This window comes from Streptomyces uncialis, from assembly GCF_036250755.1.
Classification (GTDB): Bacteria; Actinomycetota; Actinomycetes; order Streptomycetales; family Streptomycetaceae; genus Streptomyces; species Streptomyces uncialis.
Genome location: NZ_CP109583.1, coordinates 8,608,333 through 8,629,790 on the forward strand (window position 1 = coordinate 8,608,333; position 21,458 = coordinate 8,629,790).

A 21,458-nucleotide genomic window follows, 5' to 3' on the forward strand; every position below is an offset into this window, starting at 1 on the left:
CGGAGAACGGAGAGGTCATGACCCTCATCGGCGTAGTGGGCGCGGGTGTCATGGGTGTCGGGGTAGCCCAGAACTTCGCGCAGTACGGACACGATGTCGTCCTTGTCGACAAGGACGAGGACACCCTCGGTACGGCGCGGGAGACCATCACCCGCAACTGCCGGATGAGCCGCCTGATGGGCGGGCCCGCCCTGGACCCGGAGGAGATCCTCGCGAGGATCACCACCACGGTGGACCTGGACGCGCTCGCCGGGGCGGCCGTCGTCGTGGAGAACGTCACGGAGAACTGGGAGATCAAGCACGAGGTCCATACGATGCTCGACAAGATCTGCCCGCCGCCGGCCGTCCTGGTCGTCAACACCTCCGCGATCCCGATCACCAAGGTCGCCGCGGTGGGGCGCCACCCCGAACGGGTCATCGGGGTGCACTTCATGAACCCGGTGCCCGCCAAGCCCGTCGTGGAGCTGATCCCCGGCTTCCACACCTCGCCCGGCACCGTCGAGCTGACCCGTGAACTGCTGCGCGGGATCGGCAAGAACGCGATCGACGTCAAGGACGCCTCCGGCTTCGTCTCCAACCGCGTCCTGATGCTGACCGTGAACGAGGCGGCGTTCCTCGTCCACGAGGGCGTCGCCACGGCGGAGTCCGTGGACGAGGTCTTCCGCGGCTGCTTCGGCCATCCGATGGGCCCGCTGGAGACCGCCGACCTGATCGGTGTCGACACGATCCTCTACAGCGTCGAGGTCCTGTACGACCACTACGCCGACAGCAAGTACCGGCCCTGCCCGCTGCTCAAGCAGATGACCGACGCGGGACTGCACGGCCGCAAGACCGGCCGCGGCTTCTACACCTACGACAGCTGAGGAGAACGGACATGGGCGACACCACCGCGGACCGCATCCGGACGTTCATCGAAGGACGGTTCCCCCAGGCCCCGATCGCCGAGACCGAGGACATCTTCTCGCTCGGCTACATCAACTCCCTGTTCGCCATGGAGCTCGTGATGCACGTCGAGAAGAGCTTCGCCGTCACGGTGCCCAACAGCGAGCTGCGGATCGACAACTTCCGCACGGTGAAGGCGATCACGGAGCTCGTCGACCGTCTGCTCGCGGCCACCCCCGCGGGCGGCCACCGATGACCGGCCCGCTGACGGCACCCCCACCGGCCGACCGCGCCGCCCCCGACCGCCTGACGACACGGGCGTTCGTCGACGAGCACATCGTGCCGTACGCCGAGGAGTACGACCGCGCGGGCACCCTGCCGGACGAACTGCTCGACCGGATCGCCGGAGCGGGCCTGTGGGCCCCGTTCCTGCCGGCCTCGCTCGGCGGCGCGGACACCGACATGGTGACCCTGGGCGCGATCCACGAGGAGGTGGGCCGGGGCTGCTCGTCCGTACGCAGCCTGCTCACCGTGCACACCATGGTGTCCTGGGCACTGCGGCGCTGGGGCAGCCCGGAACAGCTCGACCGGTGGGGCCGCGAGCTCGCCACCGGCCGCACGCTCGGCGCGTTCTGCCTCTCCGAACCCGGCACCGGAAGCGACACCGACTCCCTGACCACCACCGCCACCCCCAGGGACGGCGGCTGGGTGCTGTCCGGGGTCAAGAAGTGGACGACCAACGGACAGCGCGCCGATCTGTTCCTGGTGTTCGCGCGGGGCCCGGTGTCCACCGTCGCCCTGCTCGTCCCGCGCGACACACCGGGAGTGCGCGTCACCCCGATCGAGGACATGCTCGGCACCCGGGCCTCCATGCTCGCCGAGATCAGCTTCTCCGAGGTGGCGCTGGGCCCCGACGCCCTGCTCGGCCCGAGCGGCTTCGCCTCCGGGATGCTGCTCACGGGCACCCTCGACCTGGGCAGGTACAGCGTCGCCGCAGGCTCCGTCGGCATCATCCAGCGCTGTGTCGACGCGTGCGCCGCGTACACCTCGCGGCGCACCGTCGCCGGTTCGCTGCTGCGGGACCTGCCGCTGATCCGCGCGAAGCTCTCCGACATGGTCACCGATCTGCGCGCGGCACGGCTGCTGTGCGCCGAGGCGGGACGCCTCAAGGACGAGGGGGACCCGGCCACCATCATGGCGACCTGGGTCGCCAAGTACTTCGCGTCCACCGCGGCGGCCCGGCACGCGGCGGAGGCCGTCCAGGTCCACGGCGCGAACGGCTGCGGCACGCGGTACCCGGTGGCCCGGCTCTACCGGGACGCCAAGGTCATGGAGATCATCGAGGGCAGCAACGAGATCCAGCGCATCACCATCGCCGGTGAGGCGTACCAGGAGTGGGTGCGATGACGACGAACGCGGACACCCGGCGCCCCGCCCCGCCGGAGAAACCCGTACGGGGCCGGATCAAATGCGTGGTGTGGGACCTCGACAACACCGTCTGGGACGGGGTCCTGCTGGAGGACGACGAGGTGACCGTGCGCCCCGCCGTGGTGGAGCAGATCCACCGGCTGGACGCGCTGGGCGTGCTGCACTCCGTCGCCAGCAAGAACGACCACGACACGGCGATGGCCAAGCTGCGGGAGTTCGGCCTGGACGAGATGTTCCTGTACCCGCGGATCTCCTGGAACGCCAAGTCCGCCTCGGTCGAACAGATCGCGGCCAAGCTCAACCTCGGCCTCGACGCGTTCGCCTTCGTGGACGACCAGGAGTTCGAACTCGCCGAGGTGGCGTACGCCCTGCCCGAGGTCACCTGTGTGGACGTGGCCGCACTGGAAGAGGCCCTGGCCCGACCCGAGTTCAGCCCGCGGTTCGTCACCGACGAGTCGGCGCAGCGGCGCGGGATGTACCGAGGCCAGCTCGCCAGGGACGACCTGGAGACCGGGTTCGTCGGCACCAACGAGGAGTTCCTCGCCGGGCTGGACATGACGTTCACCATCGCCCCCGCCCGGCGCGAGGACCTTCAGCGCGCCGAGGAGCTGACCGTCCGCACCAATCAGCTCAACTCGACGGGCCGGACGTACTCGTACGACGAACTCGACGCGCTGCGCGAGTCCCCGGACCATCTGCTGCTCGTCGCGTCGCTCACCGACCGGTACGGCAGCTACGGCAAGATCGGCCTGGTGCTGGTCGGCACGGGCACGCCCGACTGGCGGCTGCGGATGATGCTGATGTCGTGCCGGGTCATGTCGCGCGGGGTCGGCACCGTACTGCTCGGCCATGTGATGGGGCTGGCCCGGGACGCCGGAGCGGGGCTGCGCGCGGACTTCGTGGAGACCGGCAGGAACCGCATGATGCAGATCACCTACGCGTTCAGCGGCTTCCGCGAGGTCGCCCGCGACGGCGACCAGGTGGAACTGGCCGCCGATCTGTCGCAGCTCCAGGCACCGCCCGGCTATGTCACGCTGGAGGTGCTTCCCGCATGACCGCGACCACCGCGACCTCACCGGTGAGCCGCTGGCTGCCGTACGGCGCGCCGGAGGGCCGCCCCCGGCTCTACTGCCTTCCGCACGCGGGTGGTTCGGCCTCCGCCTTCCGGGCCTGGGCGGGGCGGGTGGGACCGGTCGCCGTGTGCCCCCTCCAGCCGCCCGGCCGGGAGACCCGGCTCGGCGAGGCACCGCACACCCGCATGGAGACCCTGGTCGACCAGCTCGCCGAGGTCGTCCTCGGCGACGCGGGCGACGAGCCCTACGCGGTCTACGGGCACAGCCTCGGCGCGCTCGTCGGCTTCGAGCTGCTGCGGGAGATCCGCAGGCGCGGTGGCCGCGACCCGGTGCGCCTGATCGTGTCGGGTTCCCCGGCGCCGCAGTGGGACGACGACGTCGAACGCCCGTCGGTGGCCACGATGGACGACGCGCAGGTGGTGGAGATGCTGCGCGTCATAGGAGGTACCCCCGACTGGCTGCTGGCCGACCCGGCGGTCCTGCGGATGATCCTGCCGCCGTTCCGCGCCGACTTCGCCGTCCGGGAGAGCTACCACTACCGGCCGGCCCCACCGCTGACCGTGCCCGTCACCGCGCTCGCGGCGACCGCCGACGCGCGGGTCCCCGTGCACTCCGTGGCCGACTGGCGCGAACAGACCGTCCACGGCTTCACCTCGCACACCCTGGAGGGCGGGCACTTCGCGGTCCTCGAACAGCCCTCCGCCACGCAGGCGTTCCTCCGCCAGGCGCTCGGCGTCTGACCGCACGGACTGCGGGCCCGGCCCCTCCCGGGGGCCGGGCCCGCAGTGCGCGCCGAACGTCAGGACCGCTTGGACACCGGCACCACATGACGGTGGTACACCAGCTCGCGCAGTACGTCGTCACCGCCCTCGAAGAGGGACACGTACCGCATGTCGCGCACCAGCTTCCCGATGGCGGCCTCATGGGTGTAGCCGAGACCGCCGAACATCTCCGACGCCTCCGAGGCGATCCGCCAGCCGCTCTGGCCGCAGAACATCTTCGTGGTCATCGCCGACTTGAGGGTGCCCTGCCGCAGGAACTCCTCGGCGGCGTCCGGCCGCGCGGCGACGGCGTCGTACTCACGGGCGGCGGCCAGGCACTGGTTCGCCATCACGTCGATCAGCGTCTCGAACTGCCCGAGCCGCCCCGCGAACACCGCGTTCGAGGCCAGCGGCGCGCCCTTGACCGTCTTCGTCCTCGCGTAGTCCATGCACAGGTCACGGATACGGCGCGCGATACCCAGCGCGGTGGTGGCGATGAGTATCCGGCTCGCGCTGAGACCGGTCTCCAGCAGCCGCAGACCGTTGCCGCGCAACGCGTTCGCCGCGGGCACCCGGCAGTCGGACAGGGTCACCTCATGGGCCGCCGACGACCGCAGCCCGATGACGTCCCACCGCTTCCCCACGTTCACGCCCGGGTTGTCGCGCGGCACGACGACGGCGAGATACGCGTCGGGGTCGTCCGCGGACCGGGCGATGACGACGAGGAAGCGCGCGTGGTCGGCGTTCGTGGCGAAGGCCTTCGTCCCGTCGAGGACGAGGCTGTCGCCGTCCGCGCGTACGGTCGTCGCGGTCCTGGCGAGCTCGCTGCCCGCCTCGTGCTCGCTGGCGAGCGCGGCGCAGAAGCCGCCCTCCGCGGCGAGCGGACCGAGGACCCCTGCCCGGAGCTCGTCGCCGCCGTACCGGTCGACCATGCTGGTCCCCAGGATCGGCAGGAACAGCGAGAAGGCCACGCCCGCGTCGCCGTAGGCGAGCGCCGACACGATCCGTACGCTCTCCTCCAGCCCCAGACCGCGGCCACCGTGCTCCTCGGGCAGCCACCAGTTCATCAGCCCCGTCGTGGCGAACCGCTCGTAGAGCGGCCGCGGTACGTCGGCCGGTACGTCGAGCTCCTTCTCCCGGCCCGTCAGTTCCCGCCGTACGAAGCGCTGCACGGTGCGGAGGTGATCCGGTTCTCTCATCGCGGAAGTCCTCGGTTGTCGTCGGCGCTGCTCCGGGCGCCGGTCAGTGCGGTGATCTCGGCGCTGAGCAGACGCACCGTCGGATGTTCCACGAGCGCCGTCGACGGCAGCGGGGCCCGCAGGGCCTCGCGGACACGCAGGGCGAGCTGGACCGCCACCAGGGAACGCCCGCCGAGCTCGAAGAAGTTGTCGTCGGCGCCGACGGAGTCCAGTCCCAGACCGGCGGCCCAGAGATCGGCGACGGTGCGTTCGAGACCGGCGGCGGGCTCCACGTACGGGGTGGCGAGCGCGGGGCGCGGACGGTTCGGCCCCTCGTCGGCCACGACGGCGTCCGCCGCCCGGCCGTCGGCGGGCGCGAGTACCGCCCGCCCGGCCAGGGGCCGGGTGGAGAGCATCACCTCGGCGAGATGACCGGCGGAGGCGGCCCGTGCGAGCAGCTCGCCCGTGTCGCCCAGGTCCCCGTCGTCGCCCGCGTCCCGGGTCACGACGGTCCACCGGCCCTCGCCGCGCGGTCGCGCCGCACCGGCGTACGCGGCGAGCGCGGCGCCCACGGGGGAGGGGCCCGCGGTCGCGGCGCCCGACCCGGCCACCGCCGGAGCGAGGACCACCCGCCGCCGGACGGCGGGATCCGCGCCGACCCGGATCACCGTCCGCAACTCCCGTACGGCCGCCCGCACCCCCTCCGGGAGGCCGGGACCCGGCGCCGGGTCCGGACCCGCGCTGTGGACGAGCACGTCCAGGGAGCCGAAGCGGTCGACCGCGGCACGGACCGCCGCGCGCAGCGCGGCCTCGTCCCCCGCCGGGACGGGCAGCACCAACAGGGGGGCACCGGTCGCCTCCAGCGCGGCCACGGCGCGGACCGCGCGTCCGACGGGCCCGTCGTCGTCGGCGAACCGGTCCCGGTGCGCGCGGTCCGGCAGCGGCACGGGGGTGGTCAGGACGAGCCGGGGGCCGTGCGCGCGGGCCAGACGGAGCGCGAGGGGCAGCGCGGTGGGGCCGAGCCCGTCGGTGATCAGGACGGTCTCGCCGGGACCGGCGAACGGGTGCTCGTCGTCGGGTGCGAGCGGGTGGGGCTGGTAGCAGCGCACCCACGCCTCGTCGCCCCGGACCGCGACGGGCCCTTCGTACGGCACCGTCAGCGCGGCGAGCACCTGCCCGGGGTCGGCTCCCGCGTCCAGGTCGACATGGTGGCAGAAGGGGTCCGGCTGCTGCGTGGCCCAGGCCGCGAGCGCGGCGTGCCCGGGACGGTCGGGGCCGGTGCCGCCGACGCCGACGGCACCCGAGGTCAGCAGGGCGAGCGCCGCGGGGCGCGCGACCGGTCGCCCGGCGTACGCACGGGTCACGGCGAGCGCGGAGGCGAGGCCGCCCCCGTCCTCGCCGTCCGGGGCCAGGGCGAAGCCGTGCACCACCGTGCGGGGTGTGACGAGCTGGGAGCGCAGCATCGCGGTGAGATCGTCGGACGAGTCGGCCCGGACGGTGAAGTCGCCGTCGTCGTGCGCGGCGAAGTCCCCGCCCGGCCGGACGGTGACGACCTCGGCGCCCGCGTGGAGCAGCCGCGCGCCCAGCGCCTCACCCCGGGCGTCGGCGGCGAGCAGCAGCCACGGTCCGGCGGCGCGCAGCCGCGCGTCGAGGCCCGTGAGCGGCAGCGGACGGCGGCGCCAGTCCGGCAGGAAGGTCGCCGGGGCGCCCTGGTGGGCACCGCCCCGCTCCCGCGGCGGCTCGGCGTCGACCCAGTGCCGCGACCGCTGGAACGGGTACGAGGGCAGCTCGACACGGCGGCCACGCCCGGCGTGAAGCGCGGCCCAGTCGATGCTCGCACCGGCCTGCCAGAGCCGCGCGAGCGTGGTCAGCACCCAGTCGGCGGCCGTCCGTCCACCGGGTGCGACGACGACCTCCTCGGTGGCGCCCACGGCCCCGTCGGACCACACCCGCACCCCGAGCCCGGACAGCGCCCCGCCGAGCACGGCGAGCGCGGTGTCCCGGCCGGCCGTGCGCTCGCCCCCGCCTTCGTCGCCCGTCAGGAGGCGGTCCGCCGCCGCGGCCAGCTCGGACCACCAGGTGTCGGGGACGCCGTCGCCCGGGGTGAGCCGTACCCACGGGTCGCGGCGCACGGTCTCGCCGTCGATCAGGCGTGCGGGGTCCGCGAGGGCGGCCACCGCGTCGTCGTGGTCGGCGCAGACGACCGCGCGGCGCAGCGCGAAGCGGCCCCGCGACATCTGGAGCGTGAACGCCACATCGGCCAGCTCGTCCTCGCGGTGCTCGTCGAGATGCGCCCGCAGCCGCTCGGTGAGCGCGTCGAGCGCCTGCGGGCCGCCCGCGGAGAACGTCAGCAGATGCGGTCCGGGCGGCGCGGGGCGCGGCTCGCGCGCGGGTGCCTGCTCCAGCACCACATGGGCGTTGGTGCCGCCCACCCCGAAGGCGCTGACCCCGGCGCGGCGCGGTTCGGGACCGGCCGGCCAGGGGCGGTCCCGCGCGAGCACCGTGAAGCGGTCGGCGAGCGTGGCGAGGGTCGGGTTCGGCGCCTCGAAGTGCGCGGTGCCCGGCAGCGTCTCGTGGCGCAGGCTCAGCGCGGCGCGCATCAGTCCGGTGACACCGGCGGCGCGGTCGAGATGGCCGATGGACGGTTTCACCGAGCTGAGCACGCACGGCGTCCCGGACGGTGTCCGGAACACCCGGCCGAGCGCGGCGAACTCGATGGAGTCCCCGAGCCCCGTGCCCACGGCGTGGCACTCGACATAGCCGACCGACTCGGGTTTCACCCCGGCGACGGCGAGCGCGGTCCCGACGACGGCTGCCTGTCCCTCGACGCCCGGCGCGGCGTAACCGGCGCGCTCACGGCCGTCGTTGTTGACGGCGGAGCCCAGGATCACCGCGTGGACCACATCACCGTCGGCCTGCGCGTCGGCCAGCCGCTTCAGCGTCACGACACCCACGCCCGACCCCATGACGGTGCCGTTCGCGGACGCTCCGAGGCTGCGCACCCGGCCGTCGGGGGAGAGGATGCCGCCTTCCTCGTGGAGATAGCCCGCCGGCTGGGGCAGCGGCAGATAGGCGCCGCCCGCGAGCGCCATGTCGCACTCGTACGTCAGCAGGCTCTGGCACGCGAGGTGCACCGCGACGAGCGAGGTCGAGCAGAACGTCTGCACCGTCAGACTCGGCCCGCGCAGACCCAGCTTGTACGAGACCAGCGAGGTCAGGGAGTCCCGTTCGTTGCCGGTGGCGAAGAGCTGCCCCGCGCCGCGTTCCGTCGCCAGATGGGAGACGTTCCCGACCATGTAGTCGGGAAAGCCGCAACCGGCGAACACCCCGACAGGGACGCCCGGTTCGGTCGGGCAGTACCCGGCGCGCTCCAGCGCCTCCCAGGAGCATTCGAGGAACAGCCGGTGCTGCGGCTCCATCGTCTCCGCCTCGCGCGCGCTGAACCCGAAGGCCGCCGCGTCGAACCGGTCGAGTCCGTCCACCGGTCCGCCGACCCGTACGTACGCCGGGTCGGCGCGCAGCGCGGGGTCCACCCCGGCCCGGTCGAGCTCCTCGTCGGTGACAGGGCGCAGACCGCTGACCCCGGCCCGCAGATTGCGCCACAGGGCACCGACGTCGTCGGCGCCGGGGAAGCGTCCGGCCATGCCGACGAGCGCCACTGCTGAGTCGTACGCGGTTTCCTCCACGGAGACCTCCCGTTCCACTGGCTCGTGCGCTCACGTATCGGTCCGCCGTCCACACGGCCGTCCACCGGGTTCCGCGCCCCGTGCCGCCCGGCGCGCACCTTCTGGACGGCACCCGGGCACGACCGGACCGGCGTGTCCCGGACGGCACCGGTCTCTCGGGCCGCACCGGTGTCCCGGGCGGCGCCCCGGGCGCGGCTCACGGGGACCGCACCATCGCCCCGGCCAGCGTCAGCAGCGGCCGTACGCAGGTGAGATCGCCGGGCGACACGCCCTCCCAGCCGCGCGCCCGCAGCTCGGCGACCACCCGCGGTGTCCGCAGCGCCCGGCCGCCCGCCCCGGTGTAGCTCTCCGACAGATCCACCCCGTCAAGGCCGTTGACCTCGGCGACGACCGCCGTCAGCGCGTGTTCGGCGTCGGTGGCCGGGGACACGGCCGGGCCCGTCCGTCCGTCGCCCTCCACCACCGGGGCCCCGGATCCGGTGACGGTGACACGGAACAGGCCGGGGCAGCGTGCCGCGGGGTGGTCGTGCAGGGCGCCGAGCACATGGACGCGCAGCGCGGCGGGCGTGACATCCGCCGCGGCCACCACCTCGGCGGTGAGCCCGCGCGGGTCCGCGGTCACCGTGACGGAGGCGACCGCCGGGTGCCCGAGGAGCACCCGCCGGGTCTCCGCGAGATCCACCGCGTCCGGGCCGATCCGGGTCAGGGGACGTTCGGGGGCCGGTGCGAACCCCATCCGCCGCGCGGCCTCACCGGCCCGCAGATCCGCTCCGGGGTCGCGGTGGGCGTCCAGGAGCGCCGCGTAGCCGCGCAGGAACCGCTCCACCGCGTCGGCGTCCATGACGGCGTCCATGGCCTGGAGGACCAGGGTGATCCCGTCCTGCCACTCGTAGACGCGGAAGTAGGTGTCGGAGCCGGAGCGCGCCCAGTGCGCGGGCTCCGGGTTCGGGGTGAACCTGTCGCGCCGCACCCCGCACGAACGGGGCTTGTGGTCCAGGAAGTTGAGCTCGGAGGCGACCCGGACGCGCTGGCCGCGCCGGGTGGACTCACGGGAGAGGAGTTCGACGATCCCGTCGTACGGGACACGCGCGTGCGCCAGCGCCTGCTCGACCCTGGCCGCCGCCCGCCGCAGCACCTCGCTGAACGGCGGGTCGTCCGAGAGGTCCATGGCCACCAGCGCGGGACTCGACTGGCAGGTCATCAGGGCCGCCCGGCCGCCGTCCTCACGCAGACTGGTGTACATCCGGTGCGACACCAGGTCCTCGCCGGTGTGGGCGGCCATGGTCACCGCGTACGCGGCGAGATGCACCGCGGCGGGCCAGACACGGTGCCGTTCGGCGAGGCCCGCCACGGTCGCGAGCAGGTCGGGCGAGGTGAACGAGGCACTGTGCGCCGCACCGGCCACCGCGGGCGCGCGGCGGCGCGCGTACATGTCGGCGGGCAGCCGCGCGGCCACGTCACGCCAGTGACCGAGGGCCTCCTCGACCGCCTGGTCCGAAGTGGCCGCCTCACGGGCGGCCAGATCGGCGGGCTGGTCCCGGACGGGCGGCAGCACGGCGGGCCGCCCGTCCAGGACGCCCGTCAGCACGGCCTCGAACTCCCGGCGGAGCGCGTCGAGCGCGACATCGTCGAAGGCCACATGGTTGAAGACCAGATGGAGCCGGTCGGGCACCCCGCCGCGGGTGACGACACAGGCGCGCATGGGCCACTCGGCGGCCAGGTCGAACGGGGCCGCGGTCAGCGCCCCGGTGAACTCGGCGGGCGACGGGGTCCCGTCGGGCTCACCGCTCACCTCATGGACGGTGACGGGGGCCGGCGGCTGGACACGCTGCCGCGGCCAGGGATGCGCCCGCGCGTCGTACACGGTGCGCAGCACCTCGTGCCTGCGCACGAGATAGCCGAGCACGGACCGTACCTGGGCGAGCGTGGTACCGGCGGGCAGCCGGAAGGTGTCGGTGATGTGCGCCTCGTGCCGCGAGCCGGCGGGCACCTGCTGGTACCGCAGCCAGTGGTACCGCTGCCCCCAGCAGAGGTTCGCGCTCTTCGACGCGGTCATCCGTACCTCCCACCCGTAGATGTACGCGAATCGATGGTCGCGCGGCTCGCGAAGCCGCGGCAGTGCCCGGCGATGGCGCCTTGCGGACGGTGAAATGCTGCCACCGGACGTTTCCGATCTTCCTGCCGAACCGCCTTGACGCCCGGTGGCCGAATCAGGATTCTCAGTCGGAGGGTGCCGGTGGCGAGTTCCGCGTGCGCCAGGAACCAAAGCTCCGGGAACCGGAGCTCCCGGTGCGCTCGGTCCAGGTGCGCCCGCCGCACCTCCCGGCTTCGTGTCGAGCGGCGAGGAGCCGACCGGGCGGGGGAAAGAGCCGGCAGCCGACCGTCTCTTCCCGACCGCCACGGAGGAATCGATGCTGGACGCCATCGCGGAGTGCGAAGAAGCCGCCTACGAGAACGGACTGGCCGCCGGACTCGCGGTGGCACTCGCCGGGACGGACGGCCCGGCCCCACCGGGCCGGGTGGCCGCACTCCCCACCGCCGCGCTCGCCCCGGGCGCGTCCGTGATCCGCCATCGCATGGCGGACCTCGAAGGCATCGCGTTCGTCAGACGCGGCGGCACCCGCCCTGCGCCCGCGCCGGAGCTCACCGCGTTCGGCGCCCGCCTCGGCGCGGTCCGGATCGGGGTCACCCGGCGGCTGACCGACCTGGCCGTCCACCATCTCTCCGGCCGGACGTCCGGCGGCGAACCGATGATCCGCAAACAGCTCGTCGCGGGGGTGCTCGCCGACCTCGTCACCGCCGCCGAGGCCCTGCGCCGCTGCCTCGAAGTGGCCGGACACCTACCGGTGGCCGTCACCGATGTGCACGACCGGCTCACCGTCCACGACCGGGAGGCGGCCGCGCTCCTCGGCGCGAGCGGATTCCTGGCCGGCAGTCCCGCGCGCGCCGCCCATGTCTCCCGGCTGACGGCCAACTGCTGGATCGCCAGGGACGGTATGTCGTGATCGAACTCGACTCCTCCCTGCGCGGGTTGCGGGACCTGTGCCGTGAGATCGCGCCCGATCTGCGGGCCCGCGCGGCGGCCGTGGACGCCGATCCCCTCGACATGGCCCCGCATCTGGACTCACCGACCCTCGCCCTGCTGCGCGCCGCCAGCACCCCGGAGCCCTTCCGTACCCGGGACGTGCCGCCGCACGCGGGCGCCTACGCCTCCAGCTGTCTGGCCCGCGTCGTGGCCAACCTCGAACTGGCCCGCGGCGACGCCGGGATACTCAGCGCCAACACCGGCCCCTCCCTGGCGGGACTCGCCGTGGACGCCCTCGGCAGCGACGAGCAGCGCGACCTCTTCTACCGCGCGCTCGCCGACGGCCGCACCTGGTCCTTCTTCGGTATGACCGAGGAGAGGCACGGCAGCGACGCGACCGCCCTGGAGACCCGGCTCGACCGCGACCCCGACGGCGGACACCGGCTCAACGGCGCGAAGCGGTACGTCGCGAACGCCACCAGGGGCACGATCGGTGTGGTGTTCGCCCGCACAGGGCCGGGCCCCCTGCCCATCAGGGCCGTGCTCCTGCGCCGCCCCGCCCCCGGACTCACCGGCGGCCTCCTCGAAATGTCGGGCCTGCGCGGCGCCTGCATCGGCGCGATGGCCTTCGACGAGGTGCCCGTCACCCCGGGGACGGTCCTCGGCGCCCATCTGCCCGCGTCACGCCGGGGGCTGTGGGGGGCGAGCCGCGCCTTCAACGTGATGCGGGTCCAGATCGCCGCGCAGGCACTCGGTGTCGGCTACGCCGCCCACGACCTCGTCCGCGCGCAGCGCCCCGGATGGCCCGGCGGTGAACTGCTCCGCGCACGGCTGGACGGGGCCCGCGCCCTGCTCCACGACGTCGCCGCCGGGATCGACCACGCGCCCGACGACCGGCGCCCGCCGTCCGTCGCCAAGCTGCACGCCACCCGTCTCGCCACCGAGGTCGTGGAACGGGTCGAGCACGCGCTGGGCCCCGGCTCGCTGCTGGAGCACCCGCTGCTGGAGAAGTGGTGCCGTGACGTGCACGCCTTCGAGTTCATGGACGGTACGAGCAACATCCTGCGGCTGCACATCGCACCCACCGGCGTCCCCCGCCCGGCGGCGACCTGATCCCCGCCGGGCGCAGGACCCCGTGACCCCGCCCGGGACGTGCGCGTCACGTCCCGGGCGGGGTCACATCGGTCCACGGGGTCTCAGAGCAGCTGGCTGCGGCCCCATCCGCGCGACAGCCGGTACACGGCGAACACACCGAACACGGCGCCGATGGCGAGGCAGACGGCCGCCGCGCGCAGCGTCTCACCGCCGTCGCCGCTGATCGCCGACTGGATCATGGTCAGCCCCCAGTACCCGGGGGAGTAGTGCGCGACGGAGGCGGCCCACGGGGGCATCAGGGCGACCGGTGCGACGGCTCCGCCCAGCGAGCTGACGACGATGGAACCCAGATCGGTCGCCAGGAGCAGATCACCGCGGCTGCGGACCACGGTGGCGAGCGCCGAGCCGATGGCGAGAAGGGTGAATCCCCAGACCATGACGGCCAGCGCGATGTACCCGGGCGGGCCGGGTACCGGCAGGCCGATGATGAAGGAGCCGTACAGCAGCAGGACGAGTTGCTGGAACACCAGGACGACGAAGATCGGCACCAGCTTGCCGATCAGCAGCTCGGTCTGGGTCGCCGGGGTCACCCGCAGCCGGTCCCAGGTACGCCACTCGCGCTCCAGCATGATCGAGTTGCCGACGATGGCGAGGGCGAAGACGGAGAACATCACCAGGGGGCCGGTGACCGCTTGCAGGGTGCTGCCGTCCAGCGCCTTCACGTACAGCGGTTTGAACACCAGCATGAGGACCATCGGCACCAGGATGTAGCTGAGCATCTGGCCGGGGTCGCGCAGCCGCAGGATGAAGTTGTGCCGGATCAGGACGCCGCTGCGCAGCAACACATCAGACACGGACCACCGCCAGCGATCTGTAGAGGTCGTCAAGGGTGGGGTGGTGCACCTCGACGCCCGCCACCGGTCGGTCGGCCCGGCTGAGCAGATCGACCAGCGCGGCGGTCGGATCGGTCGTCGGCACGCGGACCTCCTCCTCGTCCTCGAAGGTGACCCGCACCTCGCCGGGCAGCCCGTCGAGCAGTTCCGCGCTGGTACCCCGGGCGATGATCCGGCCGTCCCGGGCCACCGCGAGGGTCGCGTCGAGCTCCGTCAGTTCGGGCAGGTAGTGGGTGGTGTAGATCACCGCGGTGCCCTCGCCGGCCCGCTCCTTGACGACGTCGAGCAGGGCTTGGCGGGTCTCCGGGTCGGCGCCCGCGGTGGGTTCGTCCATCAGCAGCAGCCGCGGCCGGTGGATCAGCGCCACCGCCGCCTGGGCGCGCCGCTGCTGGCCGCCGGAGAGCACCCCCACGGGCCGGTCGCGGAACGGCTCCAGTTGCAGCGCGGACACCAGCAGATCGATCTCCCGCCGCAGCGCGCCGCGGCGCAGCCCCGCGAGACCCCCGAAGAGCCGCAGGTGCTCGTGCACCGTGGTGGACCGGTACAGCGCGATGCTCTGCGGGGAGACCCCGACGGTGGCCCGCGCGCGCACCGGGTCCTTGCCCCCGATGGTGACCCGGCCCCCGTCGGGCCGGATCAGCCCGGAGACGATCTCGACGAACGTGGACTTCCCGGCGCCGTTGTGGCCGACGAGTCCGACGATCTCGCCGGCCGCCACGGACAGGGTGAAACCATTGAGGGCGGCTACGTCGCCGTAGCGCTTGGTGAGTGCGGTCGCTTCTAACACCAGGGACTCTCCAGCGGGGGAACGGTCGGCATCACACGAGTACTTCGGCCGGTGCCGGGTGACCGAGGAACGCCGTCGGGCTGGCGGTCAGCCCGTAGGCACCCGCCTGGTACACCACGATCAGATCGCCGACGTCCGCGTGCGGCAGTTCCACCGCGTCGCCGAGCAGGTCCAGGGGTGTGCACAGACAGCCGACGACGGTCGCCGTGCCGACGGCCGGATCGTCCGGCCGGGCTGTGGTGACAGGGTAGTTGCGCCGGATGAACTGGCCGAGGTTGCCGGAGGCGGCGAGCTGATGGTGCATACCGCCGTCGACCACGAGGTACGTCGTGCCGCGGGATTCCTTGCGGTCCACGACCCGGGTGACGTACACACCGGCCTCGCCGACCAGATAGCGGCCGAGTTCGATGTGGACGCGCGCCTGCGGCAGCCGCGGACGCAACCGCTCCGCCAGCAGCGTCTCCAGGTTCTCCCCGACCCGTGCCAGGTCCAGGGGCCGGTCGCGGCCGAAGTAGGGGATGCCGAAACCGCCGCCGAGATTGAGGTAGCGCACGGGACCGGGGGCCGACTCCGCGAGGTCCAGCAGCAACTCGACCGTCAGCCGCTGGGTCTCGCACACCCGGTCGGCCCGCAGGTTCTGCGAGCCGGCGAAGACATGGAAGCCCTGGAAGTCCAGGTCGCCCATGTCACGCAGCAGTTCGGGGACGCGTTCGGCGTCGACGCCGAACTGCTGCGGCCCGCCGCCCATCCGCATCCCGGAACCGTGCGCCGTGAACGGCGGGTTGACGCGCAGCGCCACCCGTGGCCGGATGCCGAGTTCCTCGCCGGCACGCCGGATACGGGCCAGTTCACGCGCCGACTCCAGCTCGACGGTGACACCCGAGGCCACCGCCGCCGACAGTTCGGCGTCCGTCTTCCCCGGCCCCGCGAAGCTCATCCGGTGCGGCGGGACGGTGGTGTCGAGCGCGTGGCGCATCTCCCGCGCGGACGCCACGTCGAACCCGTCGACCAGCGCGCTCATATGGGCCAGCAGCGCCGGCATCGGGTTCGCCTTCACCGCGTACTTCAGCGAGATGTCCGCGGGCAGCGCCTTGCGTACCTCGGCCACCCGTTCGGTGACGAGCCTGCGGTCGTAGGCGAAGAACGGCGTGCCGCCGACGCGGGCGGCGAGCCGGTCGAGGGGGACCCCGCCGACCGCCAGTGTGCCGTCCTGCCGCTCGAACAGCGCGGGGCCGGTGCCACGGGCGCTCACGCGGTCGCCATCCGGCGGGTCTCGACGCGGTCGAACTTGCCGTTGGGCGACATCGGGAACCGTTCCAGGAAGACCACACGCCGGGGCAGCATGTAACGCGGCACACGTGCCTCCATAGCGGTACGCAGCGCGGATTCCGTGGTGTCACCGGTGACGGCCAGGACGGTGTGCTGGCCCAGCCGTTCGTCCGGGACGCCGAAGGCGATCGCGGCGCCGACCAGCCCGGTGGCGTAGGCCGCCTCCTCGATCTCGGTCGGGCTCACCCGGTAGCCGGAGGTCTTGATCATGTCGTCGTCCCGTCCGACGAAGTACAGGAAGCCCGCCTCGTCGCGATAGGCGCGGTCCCCGGACCACACCGCCAGCTCCGTACGCGCGGCACCGGTGGCGCCGGGCGCCGGACGGAACCGCTCCGCGGTGCGCTCGGGGTCGTTCCAGTAGCCCTGCGCCACCAGCGCGCCCCGCTGGACGATCTCCCCGTGCTCGAAGGGCTCGCACGGGGTACCGTCCGGACGGACCACGGACACCTCGGCGTTGGGAACCGCCTTGCCGATCGAGTCGGGCCGCCGGTCCGCCTCGGCCGGGTCGAGATACGTGGCCCGGAACGCCTCGGTCAGTCCGTACATGAGATAGGGGCGGGCGGCGGGGAACAGCTCACGCAGCCTGGCCAGGGTGGACCGCGGCAGGCGCCCGCCCGTGTTGGTGTAGTACCGCAGCCGCGCGGTCGCCTCGCTCGGCCACCGGCAGCCGGTCAGCTGCATCCACAGCGGCGGGATGCCGGTGATCCCGGTGACGCCGTGCCGGGCGCACAGCCGCACCAGCTCCACGGGCAGCAGATAGTTCGTCAGCACCACATGGGCGCCCGCGTGCAGCGCGGTGGTGAGCTGGCTGAAGCCGGCGTCGAAGCTGAGGGGCAGCGCGGCGAGGATCACATCGTCCGGCGTGTGCCCGAGGTAGGTGGCCACGCTCTCCGCCCCGGCGAGCAGATTGCGGTGGCTGAGGACGACGCCCTTGGGGGAGCCGGTGCTGCCGGAGGTGTACAGGATGGCCGCGAGGCCGGTGTCGATGACCGGTGGCAGCGGCTCACCGCCGTCCGGGGCGCTCAGCGCCTCCCACTCGACGTTCCGCCACGGCCCGTCGTCCGTGCCGGGCGCCCCGCCGACGAGGACGACATGCCCGACCGTCGGCGAACCGGCGAGCCCCGCCCGTACGATCCCGTACCGCTCGGCCGTGGTGATCACGGTGCTCGCGGCGCAGTCGTCGACGATGTGCCCGATCTGGGGGGCCTTGCAGACGGGGTTCACCGGGACGAGGACCGCACCTGCCGCGAAGACCGCGAGCATGGCGACGACGGTCTCGATCCGCTTCTCCATGTAGACGGCGACGCGGTCGCCGTGCCGCACGCCCAGGCCGCTCAGTCCGGCCGCGGCCTGCGACACCCGGCGGCGCAGTTCGGCGTAGTCGATCGTGGTGTCCTGGAACGTGACGGCGGGCCGGTCGGGAGCGCCCCGCAGGGCCAGCCCGTCGACGCTCGTCACCAGGGTGGCGCCGGCGGCCTCACTCATCGCCGTGCTGGACCTCGGACACCATCCGCCACAGGGAACCGACCGTGGAGAAGGTCTCCTGGTCGAGGGCGTCGTCGGGGAACTCCAGACCGTAGCCCTCCTCCAGGGCGGCCAGCAGCTGCACCACACCCATGGAGTCGAGGCCCAGCGCCGCCAGTTCCTGCGACGCGTCGAGCTCACCGGCCCCGGCGTACGGAAGGTACGCCCTGACGATGTCCTGGAACCGCCGAGGTATCACTACTGACGCGGGCATGGATGTCACCTCTGGGAGAGATCGGTTCCGACCGGGGGCGGGGCGGCGGACGGGACCTCCCGCCCACCACCGCACTGAGGAAAGGTAGAGCTCCGCTCTTTCGGCGTTCTACCGCCGCTCTATCGCGCACGGAACACAGGAAGTGTCCGTTTCCTGGCCATTCCATAGGTTTTCGCGGGGTCGGGGCGGCGGGGCACACGACAGGGCGGCGATGGCCGGTCCGCGCAGTATGGCCCCGAGCCCGCGCGGTGCGTCAACGGACGGGCCGTAGCCGCGGGAAGAGGGGAGACCACGGTGACGTCGGCGAGTGTGCACACGCGGTTCGGTCCGCCATCGGTACGGGACGAGCAGGTGATCGGTGTCTACTGCCACACCGTGCGGCAAGGGGGCCTGGACTCCGTCCAGTCGGCGGCGGACGACCTCGGCATGGATGTACGGGACGCGGGAGCCGCCGCCGCGTCCATGGTCGAACTGGGGCTGCTCAGGGCCGACCCGGCGGGCGGCGGACGGCTGGTGCCCGTCGATCCCCGCCGCGCCTCGGCACTGCTCATCTCGCCCATCGAGCGGGAGATCTACGCCCGGCGGGACTTCATCGACCAGCTGCGCGACCGGCTCGACCACATGGCCCCACCGCTGCCGCGGACCGCCCAGCTGCCCGTCGGCTCCATCGACCAGCTCTTCGGGCCCGCGGAGATCCGCGGACTGCTGGGGCACCTGGCCGAGACCTGCCGACGGGAGGTCCTGGTGCTGCGCTCCCCGCACCAGGACGGCGACCCGCTGGACGACTTCCTGGAGGGCTGCGCCCCACTGACCCGCCGCGGGGTCGTCGTACGCGCGCTGTGCGCACACCGCAGCCGGGCCGACTTCGCCTCGCGGGCCAGGGCCGCCCGCCAGATCGAGGCCGGTGTCGAGCTGCGCACGGTGACCCGGCTGTCGCAGACCGCCGTGGTGTTCGACCGGGGACTGGCCCTCGTGTTCGGCGAGACGGAGGACGGCGACCCCGTCGCCTGGCGGGTCCACGAGGACAACGTGGTCCGCTTCCTCGGCGAACTCCTGGACCAGCTGTGGGACGGCGCGGCACCCTTCGTCCCCGGCGGACCCGGCTACGCCGAGGTGACCGACGACCTCCAGCAGGACATCGCGAGGCTCATGGCCCAGGGCCACACCGACGAGGTCGTCGCCCGCAAACTCGGTATGTCCGTCCGCACCTGCCGCCGCCATATCGCCGCCCTGCTGCGCACGCTCGACTCCACCAGCCGCTTCCAGGCCGGTGCCCGCGCCGCCCGCCGGCTGACCATCGAGGAGGGCTGACCCGCCATGGACGACGGCCGACCCTCCGGCGCGGCGGCTCAGGGCGACGGACACGCCCCCCGCCCCGAGGACACCGCGACCCCGGTCGGCCCCGGGGACGCGACCCCGGACGGCCCCGCCGCGCGACGGTCCCGGGCCGTGGTGCGGATATGGGTGCTGGACGCGGACACCGCCCACCCGGCCGCCGAACGCCGGCTGTCCCCGTCCGAGCTGGCACGGGCGCGGGAGCCCGCCATGCGACGGGTCCGGCCGACGTACGTCACCTCCCGCGCGCTCCAGCGGACCCTGGGGGCCCGGTACCTGGGCACGCCCGCCGAGCACACCGACATCAGCCGCACCTGCTTCCACTGCCGTGACGACGGGCACGGCAAACCGTGGTTCCCGGCCGCGCCGGAGCTCGACTTCTCCGTCTCCCACACCGCCGGACTCGTCGTACTGGCGGCGTCGACCGACACCAGGGTCGGGGTCGACGTGGAGGCCGGTGACCGCACCATCGAGACGGGCGGGATGACCCGGCTGCTCGCCTCGGACTCCGAACGGCGGCACCTTCCCGCGACCGGCGGGGACACCCTGCGCCGCGCGCTGCTGCGGCTGTGGGCCCGCAAGGAGGCGACGCTCAAACTGACCGGCCACGGACTGCTCCATGTCCCCTTCCGTGAACTGTCGGTGGACGGCCGGACCGCCCGGATCGGGACCCCGCCGGTCAACTGGCCGACCCGGCCCATCCACCTCGCGGACCTGTCCCTGGAGCACGGATACGCGGCGGCGCTCGCCACCACCCGGGCCCGGCCGGAGATCACCGTCATCCCCCTGGCCCAGGTGGCGGACCTCTCCTGGTGACCTCATGACAGGCCGTCCGGGTCCGGCCCGCTACCGGCCGCCCCGGGCCGACCGTTCCATCGACCGCAGCAACTCCTCCATGGTGTCGGGCGCCAGCAGCGTGGTGTCCGCGGTGAGGGAGAGGTCCAGCGCGCCCGGCGCGTCGATCACATGGAGCGCGAGCGTCACACCGCCCTGCCGGTCCGAGGGAACGCTCCACGTCAGCGACCCCTCGGGCGCCGGGACACCCGGGGCGTCCGCGCCGCCCCCCGGACCCGGTTCGCCGTCGTCCGCGGCGGGCCCGGCCACCCGGGCCGCCTCACCGCGCCGGTCGTTGTACCAGCAGGTGGTGTCCGCGGCCGGGGCGCCCCGGAGCTGTTCGGTGAGCCGGTCCTTGTCGTAGTACGCGAAGCGGTACGTGTTGACCGACGCCTTCCAGACCCGGGGCGTCAGCGCCTCGATCGGGCCGCGGCAGTCGGGCAGGTACAGCACGCCCTCCAGCGCCACCGGCGCCACCACATCCGCGAGACCGGGCACGAAACGGTTGCTCACCATGACCTGGAACGCGAAGTCGGACCGGTCCGCCGAACGCGCCGCCGCCGAGCACGCCGCCGCGAGCAGCACCGTCGAGGAGGTCGTCCCGAGCCGCGACGCGGTGGCGGCCACCGCGCCGTCGAGCCCGGGACAGCGCAGCACCGCGGACCGGTAGCGCGGCCCCCGCGCCGAGGCCGCGGCGGGCGCGCCGTAGAGATGGGCCGGTGTCCGGGCGAGATTGCCGAGGATGAAGGAACGGGCCGACTCGTCACGCCGCAGCGCGGCCCGGCCGCGCTGGAACGCCGCCTCGTCCAGCGGGCCGCACATCGCGCGTCCCGCGCGCAGCTTCCCGGGATCGGCCCCGGCCACCAGGCTCGTCATATCGGCCCGGAGCCGGGGCAGCGCCCAACCGTCCACCGCCGTGTGCGACAGGGTCATCACCGCGTACCGGACCAGACCTCCCCGGGTGACCAGGCCCACACGGAAGGGCCAGTCCCGGGCGGGGTCGAAACGCTGCCCGCACAGCCTGCGGTGCAGCGCCTCCGCGACGGCCAGGGTGTCCGTCCCGTCCGCCGCGATCAGCCCGACCTCCAGTTCGCCTTCGGTGCGGAGCTCCTGCGTATAGGTCCCCTCGGGGGTCTCGTGCATCAGGGTGCGCAACGAGTCATGGACGTACATCAGCCCGCGGACCGCTTCCAGCGCCGCCTCGACCGTGAGTCCGGGCTCGACCAGGCCGCCCCAGTCGACGTTGAACTGATGGTCGTCGGGCTCCAGGGCGCGCAGCGCGCGTCTGATGGCGGTCTGCCCCCAGGTCGCTGGGCCACGACCGCCGACGGGCCCCGTGAAGGGGACCGTCACCCGCCGTTCCATGGGCTGGTGCGTGACGACGGAAGACATCGGAGTACTCCGTTTCCGCTGG

Annotated in this window: 18 protein-coding genes; 9 read left to right on the forward strand and 9 right to left on the reverse strand. The window is 73.4% G+C overall.

Annotated elements, in window-relative coordinates:
- Nucleotides 1-17: 17 nt before the first annotated feature.
- From OG711_RS36070 to OG711_RS36090, 5 genes are read left to right on the forward strand one after another with little or no spacing between them, the layout of a single operon-like run.
- Nucleotides 18-863, forward strand: coding sequence for a 3-hydroxyacyl-CoA dehydrogenase family protein (locus OG711_RS36070; protein WP_266511604.1), 846 nt, complete (start codon nucleotides 18-20; stop codon nucleotides 861-863).
- A gap of 11 nt (nucleotides 864-874) precedes the next feature.
- Entirely contained in the window at nucleotides 875-1,138 is a 264-nt protein-coding gene (locus OG711_RS36075; protein WP_329562962.1) for an acyl carrier protein, read from the forward strand.
- Complete coding sequence (locus OG711_RS36080) at nucleotides 1,135-2,289, forward strand: acyl-CoA dehydrogenase family protein (RefSeq protein WP_079184643.1); 1,155 nt, start codon at nucleotides 1,135-1,137, stop codon at nucleotides 2,287-2,289. Before OG711_RS36075 ends, OG711_RS36080 begins: the two co-directional genes overlap by 4 nt.
- Nucleotides 2,286-3,365, forward strand: coding sequence for an HAD-IIIC family phosphatase (locus OG711_RS36085; RefSeq protein ID WP_329562965.1), 1,080 nt, complete (start codon nucleotides 2,286-2,288; stop codon nucleotides 3,363-3,365). The genes OG711_RS36080 and OG711_RS36085 overlap by 4 nt, the downstream gene beginning before the upstream one ends.
- Complete coding sequence (locus OG711_RS36090; RefSeq protein ID WP_073788611.1) at nucleotides 3,362-4,123, forward strand: thioesterase II family protein; 762 nt, start codon at nucleotides 3,362-3,364, stop codon at nucleotides 4,121-4,123. The genes OG711_RS36085 and OG711_RS36090 overlap by 4 nt, the downstream gene beginning before the upstream one ends.
- 59 nt (nucleotides 4,124-4,182) lie before the next feature.
- Here the strand turns inward: OG711_RS36090 and OG711_RS36095 are convergent, their stop codons facing one another.
- The 3 genes from OG711_RS36095 to OG711_RS36105 all read right to left on the reverse strand — a co-directional run bounded on the left by OG711_RS36095 (nucleotide 4,183) and on the right by OG711_RS36105 (nucleotide 11,064).
- Nucleotides 4,183-5,343, reverse strand: a complete 1,161-nt coding sequence (locus OG711_RS36095) for an acyl-CoA dehydrogenase family protein (protein WP_329562968.1) — start codon at nucleotides 5,341-5,343, stop codon at nucleotides 4,183-4,185.
- Nucleotides 5,340-9,008: a beta-ketoacyl synthase N-terminal-like domain-containing protein gene (locus tag OG711_RS36100; RefSeq protein ID WP_329562970.1), complete on the reverse strand. Its 3,669-nt coding sequence runs from the start codon at nucleotides 9,006-9,008 to the stop codon at nucleotides 5,340-5,342. The genes OG711_RS36095 and OG711_RS36100 overlap by 4 nt, the downstream gene beginning before the upstream one ends.
- A 196-nt stretch (nucleotides 9,009-9,204) precedes the next feature.
- Entirely contained in the window at nucleotides 9,205-11,064 is a 1,860-nt protein-coding gene (locus tag OG711_RS36105) for a condensation domain-containing protein (protein ID WP_329562972.1), read from the reverse strand.
- A gap of 355 nt (nucleotides 11,065-11,419) precedes the next feature.
- On the opposite strand from OG711_RS36105, the gene OG711_RS36110 reads away from it, so the two are divergent.
- Complete coding sequence (locus tag OG711_RS36110) at nucleotides 11,420-12,013, forward strand: acyl-CoA dehydrogenase family protein (protein WP_329562974.1); 594 nt, start codon at nucleotides 11,420-11,422, stop codon at nucleotides 12,011-12,013.
- Nucleotides 12,010-13,146: an acyl-CoA dehydrogenase family protein gene (locus tag OG711_RS36115; RefSeq protein WP_329562976.1), complete on the forward strand. Its 1,137-nt coding sequence runs from the start codon at nucleotides 12,010-12,012 to the stop codon at nucleotides 13,144-13,146. Before OG711_RS36110 ends, OG711_RS36115 begins: the two co-directional genes overlap by 4 nt.
- A gap of 83 nt (nucleotides 13,147-13,229) precedes the next feature.
- Here the strand turns inward: OG711_RS36115 and OG711_RS36120 are convergent, their stop codons facing one another.
- The 5 genes from OG711_RS36120 to OG711_RS36140 are packed head-to-tail and all read right to left on the reverse strand — an operon-like array spanning nucleotide 13,230 to nucleotide 17,875.
- Nucleotides 13,230-13,982 (reverse strand): ABC transporter permease, encoded by a 753-nt coding sequence (locus OG711_RS36120; protein ID WP_266511576.1) that lies wholly within the window; start codon nucleotides 13,980-13,982, stop codon nucleotides 13,230-13,232.
- The gene (locus tag OG711_RS36125; protein ID WP_073788603.1) at nucleotides 13,975-14,808 is read right to left on the reverse strand and encodes an ABC transporter ATP-binding protein; all 834 of its coding nucleotides are present in this window, start codon (nucleotides 14,806-14,808) and stop codon (nucleotides 13,975-13,977) included. Before OG711_RS36125 ends, OG711_RS36120 begins: the two co-directional genes overlap by 8 nt.
- Before the next feature lie 31 nt (nucleotides 14,809-14,839).
- Complete coding sequence (locus tag OG711_RS36130; protein WP_329562979.1) at nucleotides 14,840-16,060, reverse strand: pyridoxal-dependent decarboxylase, exosortase A system-associated; 1,221 nt, start codon at nucleotides 16,058-16,060, stop codon at nucleotides 14,840-14,842.
- Nucleotides 16,057-17,622, reverse strand: a complete 1,566-nt coding sequence (locus OG711_RS36135) for an acyl-CoA ligase (AMP-forming), exosortase A system-associated (protein WP_329562981.1) — start codon at nucleotides 17,620-17,622, stop codon at nucleotides 16,057-16,059. Before OG711_RS36135 ends, OG711_RS36130 begins: the two co-directional genes overlap by 4 nt.
- On the reverse strand, nucleotides 17,615-17,875 hold the full coding sequence (locus OG711_RS36140) for a phosphopantetheine-binding protein (RefSeq protein ID WP_073788601.1): 261 nt from the start codon (nucleotides 17,873-17,875) through the stop codon (nucleotides 17,615-17,617). The genes OG711_RS36135 and OG711_RS36140 overlap by 8 nt, the downstream gene beginning before the upstream one ends.
- A gap of 294 nt (nucleotides 17,876-18,169) precedes the next feature.
- Between OG711_RS36140 and OG711_RS36145 the strand changes: the two genes are divergently transcribed.
- Both OG711_RS36145 and OG711_RS36150 read left to right on the forward strand, forming a co-directional pair.
- Nucleotides 18,170-19,186, forward strand: a complete 1,017-nt coding sequence (locus tag OG711_RS36145) for a helix-turn-helix transcriptional regulator (RefSeq protein WP_073788600.1) — start codon at nucleotides 18,170-18,172, stop codon at nucleotides 19,184-19,186.
- A gap of 6 nt (nucleotides 19,187-19,192) precedes the next feature.
- On the forward strand, nucleotides 19,193-20,026 hold the full coding sequence (locus tag OG711_RS36150) for a 4'-phosphopantetheinyl transferase family protein (protein WP_329562984.1): 834 nt from the start codon (nucleotides 19,193-19,195) through the stop codon (nucleotides 20,024-20,026).
- A 30-nt stretch (nucleotides 20,027-20,056) separates the two neighbouring features.
- On the opposite strand, the gene OG711_RS36155 is transcribed toward OG711_RS36150, so the two are convergent.
- The gene (locus OG711_RS36155; protein ID WP_266511562.1) at nucleotides 20,057-21,436 is read right to left on the reverse strand and encodes a condensation domain-containing protein; all 1,380 of its coding nucleotides are present in this window, start codon (nucleotides 21,434-21,436) and stop codon (nucleotides 20,057-20,059) included.
- Nucleotides 21,437-21,458 lie beyond the last annotated feature (22 nt).